The 6,364-nt window shown below is 66.0% G+C and carries 7 protein-coding genes and 1 pseudogene; 4 read left to right on the top strand and 4 right to left on the bottom strand.

Going from position 1 to position 6,364, the window contains the following annotated elements; all coding sequences use genetic code 11:
- A pseudogene (locus tag WBF82_RS11665) lies at positions 1–241 on the top strand (VOC family protein); the annotation flags it as partial.
- Here the strand turns inward: WBF82_RS11665 and WBF82_RS11660 are convergent.
- The gene (locus tag WBF82_RS11660) at positions 214–714 is read right to left on the bottom strand and encodes a hypothetical protein (protein WP_424383189.1); all 501 of its coding nucleotides are present in this window, start codon (positions 712–714) and stop codon (positions 214–216) included. The pseudogene WBF82_RS11665 and the gene WBF82_RS11660 sit on opposite strands and share 28 nt — an antisense overlap.
- Before the next feature lie 76 nt (positions 715–790).
- Between WBF82_RS11660 and WBF82_RS11655 the strand changes: the two genes are divergently transcribed.
- Genes WBF82_RS11655 through WBF82_RS11645 form a run of 3 tightly spaced genes read left to right on the top strand, consistent with a single transcriptional unit; the run spans position 791 to position 3,717 of the window.
- Positions 791–1,315 (top strand): mycothiol transferase, encoded by a 525-nt coding sequence (locus tag WBF82_RS11655; protein WP_424383188.1) that lies wholly within the window; start codon positions 791–793, stop codon positions 1,313–1,315.
- Positions 1,316–1,338: 23 nt separating this feature from the next.
- Complete coding sequence (locus WBF82_RS11650; protein WP_424383187.1) at positions 1,339–2,862, top strand: aldehyde dehydrogenase family protein; 1,524 nt, start codon at positions 1,339–1,341, stop codon at positions 2,860–2,862.
- A gap of 18 nt (positions 2,863–2,880) precedes the next feature.
- Entirely contained in the window at positions 2,881–3,717 is an 837-nt protein-coding gene (locus WBF82_RS11645; RefSeq protein WP_424383186.1) for a hypothetical protein, read from the top strand.
- On the opposite strand, the gene WBF82_RS11640 is transcribed toward WBF82_RS11645, so the two are convergent.
- Genes WBF82_RS11640 through WBF82_RS11630 form a run of 3 tightly spaced genes read right to left on the bottom strand, consistent with a single transcriptional unit; the run spans position 3,682 to position 6,362 of the window.
- Positions 3,682–5,088 carry an NAD(P)-binding protein gene (locus WBF82_RS11640; protein ID WP_424383185.1) on the bottom strand — a complete coding sequence of 469 codons (1,407 nt, stop codon included), beginning with the start codon at positions 5,086–5,088 and terminating at the stop codon, positions 3,682–3,684. The two genes, WBF82_RS11645 and WBF82_RS11640, sit on opposite strands and share 36 nt — an antisense overlap.
- 21 nt (positions 5,089–5,109) lie before the next feature.
- On the bottom strand, positions 5,110–5,805 hold the full coding sequence (locus WBF82_RS11635; protein WP_424383184.1) for an anti-sigma factor: 696 nt from the start codon (positions 5,803–5,805) through the stop codon (positions 5,110–5,112).
- Positions 5,802–6,362, bottom strand: coding sequence for a sigma-70 family RNA polymerase sigma factor (locus tag WBF82_RS11630; RefSeq protein ID WP_424383183.1), 561 nt, complete (start codon positions 6,360–6,362; stop codon positions 5,802–5,804). The genes WBF82_RS11635 and WBF82_RS11630 overlap by 4 nt, the downstream gene beginning before the upstream one ends.
- Positions 6,363–6,364 lie beyond the last annotated feature (2 nt).

Genomic DNA, 6,364 nt, shown 5'->3' with positions numbered 1-6,364 from the left:
CTTCTGGATAGCGGAGGGCGGCGGTATGGGACCCAATCGGGAGATCCATGTCGCGTTCGCCGCCGCCGACCACGACGCGGTACGGGCGTTTCATCAAGCTGCGGTGGAGTCGGGCGCCGAATCGCTGCATGCCCCGCGGCTTTGGCCGGAATACCACCCCGGTTACTTCGGCGCCTTCGTCCGCGACCCGGACGGCAATAACGTCGAAGCGGTCTACCACGGAGCTCCCGGCGGCGGGTAGGCCCAGTAAGGGGGCGGGGGAGGTAGCGGCCTCTTGGTCAGCCCGACGAGCAAGAGCACCATCAGAGCCAGCCATGCCGCCGCGCCGACGAATCCCGCGATCAGCATCGCGATCCCGGAGATGTTCACCATCGTCGGGTTGTCGCCGAAGATGCTGAGCAGAATGCCGCCGACGTCGCCGGTGTCGTCGCCGTCCACCACCGCGATCCCGACGACGAACATGCAGAGCCAGCACCCCACCTGAAGCCAGGCCTGAGCGGTGCTCAATCGCACGGGGCGCCGCCGCTGACAAAACATCAGAATCGTCGACAACGTCAGCAATACCAGCAGCGCGGGCGCAGCCCAGAGCACCATCAAGTAGGCCATCCAGGCCGTCATGATGCCGAACAAGCTACGGCCAATCGCCATCCAGACGATCAACATCAGGTTCAACGGGATGGCGAGCGCCAACACTGCTCGGCGGAATCCGATCACGTCATCGATCGTATTGGCCCAACGCGGGCTGCCCAGTCAGCAATTTCGTTGGTCTGCCACGCGTAGGGTCGCCGGTATGTCCAGCACCGACAACGCCACTCGGGAATTGCTGCACGACGCGTTCACCCGGTTGATCGAACACGTCGACGAAATCACCGACGGCCTCACCGACGGACAAGCCAACTATCGGCCGAGCCCCAACGCCAACAGCATTGCGTGGCTGATCTGGCACAGCGCGCGGGTGCAGGATGTTCAGCTCGCCCCGATCGCCGGCATCGACCAAGTGTGGACCACCGAAGGGTGGGTGGACCGCTTCGGATTGGACCTGCCGCGCGACGACACTGGTTACGGGCACAGCCCCGAGGACGTCGCCAAGGTGCAGGCACCCGCTGATCTGTTGGCCGGCTACTACCACGCCGTGCACAAGGTGACGCTGGAATTCGTCGCCGGAGTGACCTCCGAGGACTTGGCGCGCATCGTGGACCGGAACTGGGATCCGCCGGTGACCGCCAGCGCCCGGCTGGTCAGCATCATCGACGACTGCGCGCAGCATCTCGGCCAAGCCGCCTACGTGCTGGGCATCGCGCACCGGCGGATTTGACACCTGTCGATAGCATGGGCGGCATGACCGCCATCACACCCATCTCGCCCGACTTCTCGGGCACCGGCACCGTCTTGAACCCGGCCACCGGCGCCGTTGCCGGCGAAGTGCAGTGGACCGACCCGGCCGACGTCCCCACCATCGCCGCGGGGCTGCGCGTGGCTCAACGCGAATGGGAGCAAAGCGGCGCCAAGGGGCGCGCCAAAGTCCTGGCTCGTTTCGCGGTGTGGCTGGGCGAGCACCGCGGCGAGATCGAAGAACTGCTGATCAAGGAAACCGGCAAATCCGCCGTCGATGCGGCGCAAGAGGTGCCGCTGCTGATCATGATCGTGTCGTACTACATCAAGACGATGGAGAAGGCGCTGGAGCCCGAGCGGCGGCCCGCGGCGTTGCCCATCCTGGCGATCAAGAAGGTGACCGTGCACTACCGGCCGCGGCCGGTAGTGGGCATCATCGCGCCGTGGAACTACCCGGTCGCCAACGCGTTGATGGATGGCATCGGTGCGCTGGCCGCGGGCTGCGCGGTGTTGCTGAAGCCGTCCGAGCGCACCCCGCTGACCGCCGAGGTGCTGCGTCGCGGCTGGCTTGAGTCGGGTGGGCCCGCGGTGCTGGCACTGGCTCAAGGCGCCCGGGAGATCTCCGAAGCCATCATCGACAACGTCGATTTCGTGCAGTTCACCGGATCCACGCCCACCGGGCGCAAGGTGATGGAGCGCGCCGCTCGCCGGTTGACACCGGTAAGCCTGGAGTTGGGCGGCAAGGACCCGATGATCGTCCTGGAGGACGCCGACGTCGAGCTGGCCGCGCACGCCGCCGTATGGGGTGCGATGTTCAACGCCGGGCAGACCTGTGTCTCGGTCGAGCGGGTTTACGTGCTCGAGCCGGTGTACGACCAGTTCGTCAAGGCCGTGGTGCGGGGCGTGCAAGCGCTGCAGGTCGGTGCCGGCGACGGGCACAACCTCGGAGGGTTGATCGACGAGCAGCAGCTGGCCGTGACCGAGCGCCACGTTCGCGAGGCGGTGGCCGCGGGCGCACGGGTATTGACCGGCGGGAAGCGTGCCGACAAGCCGGGCAGCTTCTATCAGCCGACGGTGCTCGTCGATGTGGACCACTCGATGACGTGCATGACCGAGGAAACGTTCGGTCCCACGCTGCCGATCATGAAGGTCGGCTCCGTCGACGAAGCCATCCGACTGGCCAACGACAGCGAATACGGGTTGAGCGCCTCGGTGTTCTCCGGTGATGTTGATCGGGCGAAAGAGATTGCGCTGCGGCTTGATTGCGGTGCAGTCAACATCAACGATGTGATCGCCAACCTGATGTGCACGACGGCGCCGATGGGTGGCTGGAAGGCGTCGGGCATCGGGGCACGGTGGGGCGGCGCCGAGGGGCTACGCAAATACTGCCGTGTCGAGACCGTTGTCGGGCCTCGCACCAGCGTCGGCGCGGGAGGCAACTACTACAGCAATTCGCTCAAAGCGTTGACCCGGATGAACCGTGTGCTGACCCGTTTGGCGCTGGCGCGTCCGCGTCGGGTCGCCAAATGACCTCGTACGCTTAACCGCGTGCGATTCGCGGTGACAGCGCTGCTGTGGCTGCTCACCACGGCGACGCTGGCGGTTACGGTGCCGACGGTGTGGGCACAGACGCACGTCGTCGACGTCCACGGCTACACGGCAATGGCGGAGAAGGCCGCGAGTGACCCGACCCTGCAGGCCGCGGCGGCATCCGAGCTGACTTCCAAGGCAATGACGCTGATCAGCGCGCACGGTTACTCGATCAGCTCATCAGAGGTGCATGACGTGGCCACCTCGTACACCGCCAGCCCGTCGTTCCCGCCGCATTTCGCGGAGGCCAATCGGCAGTTGCACGGGTGGCTGTTCACCCGCGCCAGCGGGCAGTCCAACCAGTGGATCGTCGATGTGGCCCCGATGCTCAACGACCCGGTGTTCGATCGGCTCCTGATCGGTCACCACGTACAGGTGCCCTCCACGGTCGCCGTTCCCTTGACGGTGACCACCCCACAACTCTTGCAGCCCGGCAAATTACGGCTTGCCGCCACCTGGGGCCCGTGGGTGAGCATCGCCGCGGCGGTGCTGACCGGCATTAGTGCGCTGCTGACACTGGCCATCGCGCGTAGTCGCGGCAGAGCGCTGGCGTGGCTGGGTATCTCGGCGTTACTGGTCGGCGCCGCCGGTTGGGCGGCCATCGAACTCGCCCGCCGCCGGATCAACGATGCGCTGAACAACACGGGCGGAGACATCCGACGGATCGCCGATGTCATGGTCGGTCAAGCGGAAAGCAGTCTGCACCAATGGCTCAACGTGACGCTGGCTGCCGGGGGAGTGCTGGTGGTGCTCGGCGTATTAGCCGCGCTGCTGGGCAGTCTGCGCAAGGCGTAACGCGTCCAGCTTCTGATTGGCCGACTGCAGCCCCGCCTTGATCAACCCCAGGACCTTGTCGCGGACCTTCGGGTTCGCCGTCAGCGGGGCGTACATGTGCCGCATGAGATCCAGCCTTGCCGCGCAGAGCCATTCGAACAGGTCCGCGTCGTCCAGCCAGCGGATCTGGTTGTGCTGCTCGGCCATCGTCGTGGTGAGCCAGTCCAGGTCGGTGCTGGGATGGGGCACTGGGGCGCACAGATCATTTCGAGTCGCGTCGTCGTGGTACGCCGCCTCAACGTGGGCCGTCAAGGCGGCACTGAACACTTGCTGGCAGCCGCGCAGACTCTGCAGGGTGATCCGGTTACCGTCGAAAACCGGTGTGGGTGGCCGACGTTGAAGCCCGTCGGCGGTGCAATCGATGTACAGCGTCGAACGCTCGGCGGGTATCGAACCGTCAGCCAGCACCACCGTGCCCGCTTCGATGCGTTCCACGCGTCCCATTCGCACGATGGATGAGATGCGTTGCAGCTGCTGTAGTTCAGCCTGCGACACGGTTGCGCAGCGATACATGCTCGGGCGCGTCGCGGGATCCAGCCGCAGCAAGTTGCCACTGCCCTCCAGACGGTCGAACAGGTCCTCGATACTCGTGGCGCCTTCGATCGCGGTCAGCCGCGCGACGAAACTGGTCTGGAACCGCTGAAGAAATTGTGGGCCGGGTTGAATGTTGGCCCGGTCCATCAGCCACGCGTCACGGGGCATGATCCACGTCAGCCGCTCCGGCGCAATAGCGTTGCGTAGCAACCATAAGCAGGCGTCGATGCCGGTCTTGCCTGCGCCGACGATGACGAACCGCTGGTGGCCCGCCGCCGAGACCGGTAGGTCGTTGGGTGCGACGCAGTCGACTCCGTCGCCGACGTGATACGGCGGCGGGCGCATCGACGGCACCACGGTCTTCAGGTAGGTGCTGTCCACCACTCGTCGGCGAACGTCGACGGTGTAGTCGTCGCCGGCCAGCGTGCGAAATCGGCCCTCGCCCAGGTATTCCGCCATCGGAAAATACGACACTTGTCCGCTGGGCAACAGGTCTTGGTGCATGACCTGATCGAAGTAGGCACACACTTCTCCCACGGTGGCCAGCTCGTAAAGCCCCTCGTTCCAGCCGACCCGGTCGATGGTGTCGCTGCCCAGCGCGCGGGAGTTGACACCGTAATAAGCCGATGGCTGATGCAAGCGGACAAACGGGTAGGCCGATGTCCAATGCCCACCCGGCGCATGGCCGCGGTCGACGATCGCAACGTGTGCGTCAGTCTCGGCCACCAGGGTGTCGGTGAACGCCATGCCCACCGCGCCCGCACCGACGACCAGATAATCGGTCTCTAGTCTTTGCACCCCAGTCCTCCGGTTGGGCCGCTAGCTCAACGACAGCTTGGCAAGGATCTTCCCGGTCGGCTGTGGTGAGCCAGTGCCGGGTTCGACGGTGAACGCCAGCGCGCTGGAACTCCCGAGATTCGTCAGCATGTCGGTGGTCGAAGGAGCGACGGCCGCGGTGTTCATCGTGCCTGCCGATGTAGGGCCTTTGTCGCCGATCAGCCACATCTGATACACGGTGCCCTGCGAGGGTGGGGGCACGTTGTTCATCACCAACACACCGGCGTTGCGGTCGCGCGAGAACACTACCGTCGCCGTCCCGCCGGCCAGCTGCCCGGAGACCGTTCGCACATCCGGTGCCGCCATGATCTGCTCGGCCATCGACGGCGAGGACGATGGCCGCATCGCCATTCCCGCACCGAAGGCCGCCAATCCCACCACGACTGCGGCTGCGGCCGCCAAAAAAGCTGTGCGCCAACGGGATCGACGTCCGCCGGCGGACTGAACCGCGGCCAGCACCGCCGAGCGCAGACGGGTAGGCGGCTCGGCGGCCGTTGCCGCCGAGACCGCCGTCATCGTCTCGCGGACCGCGCGTACCTCGTCACGGAAGGCCTGGGCGACCGATGGTGGCGCCGCAGCGAGCTGCCGGTCGATCGCGGCCCGCTCGGCATCCGATACCGCGTGCAGCGCATACGGCGTGGCCAGCTCGAGCAGTTCGAATTCGGTCGGCTCGGTCATGGCGCACCCAGGCAATTGCGGAGTCCGCGCAGCGCGTCGCGCATCCGCGATTTGATCGTCGACAAGTTGGCTGATAACCGTTGTGACACTTCGGTATACGTCAACCCACCGTAGTAGGCCATTTCAATGCACTGCCGCTGAATGTCAGTCAGCCCGTCAAGACACTCTGTCACCCGGCGGCGCTCATCGGCTGCGAGCGCCGATTCGGCGACGACGTCGTGGGCCGGATCGACCGCGGCTGCGCCGTAACGTGACTCGCGCTGGGTGGCGGCTTGTTCAGCGCGCACTCGGTCGACTGCGCGCCGGTGTGCGATGGTCATCAGCCAGGACAGCGCGGAGCCCTTCGCCGAGTCGTAGGCCTCGGCCGTCCGCCACACCTCCAGGTAGACCTCCTGGGTGGTCTCCTCGCTGTAGCCGGCGTCGCGCAGCACGCGTGCCACCAACCCGTAGACCCGGGCCCTGGTGTAGTCGTAGAAATCGGCGAACGCATCGGCATCGCGACGCGCCACCCGGTGCAGCAGTGCGTCCAGGTCGTGGCCTTGCAGCGGTCCGGTCATCG

Source organism: Mycobacterium sp. (genome assembly GCF_049673265.1).
Taxonomy (GTDB): Bacteria; Actinomycetota; Actinomycetes; order Mycobacteriales; family Mycobacteriaceae; genus Mycobacterium.
This window is presented reverse-complemented; position numbering and strand designations above follow the sequence as displayed.

What these genes read in the sequence shown, in the direction of transcription:
- WBF82_RS11655 (WP_424383188.1), top strand. Translation starts at nt 791, where the DNA reads ATGTCCAGCACCGACAACGCCACTCGGGAATTGCTGCACGACGCGTTC.
- WBF82_RS11650 (WP_424383187.1), top strand. Translation starts at nt 1,339, where the DNA reads ATGACCGCCATCACACCCATCTCGCCCGACTTCTCGGGCACCGGCACC.
- WBF82_RS11635 (WP_424383184.1), bottom strand. Translation starts at nt 5,805, where the DNA reads ATGACCGAGCCGACCGAATTCGAACTGCTCGAGCTGGCCACGCCGTAT.
- WBF82_RS11630 (WP_424383183.1), bottom strand. Translation starts at nt 6,362, where the DNA reads ATGACCGGACCGCTGCAAGGCCACGACCTGGACGCACTGCTGCACCGG.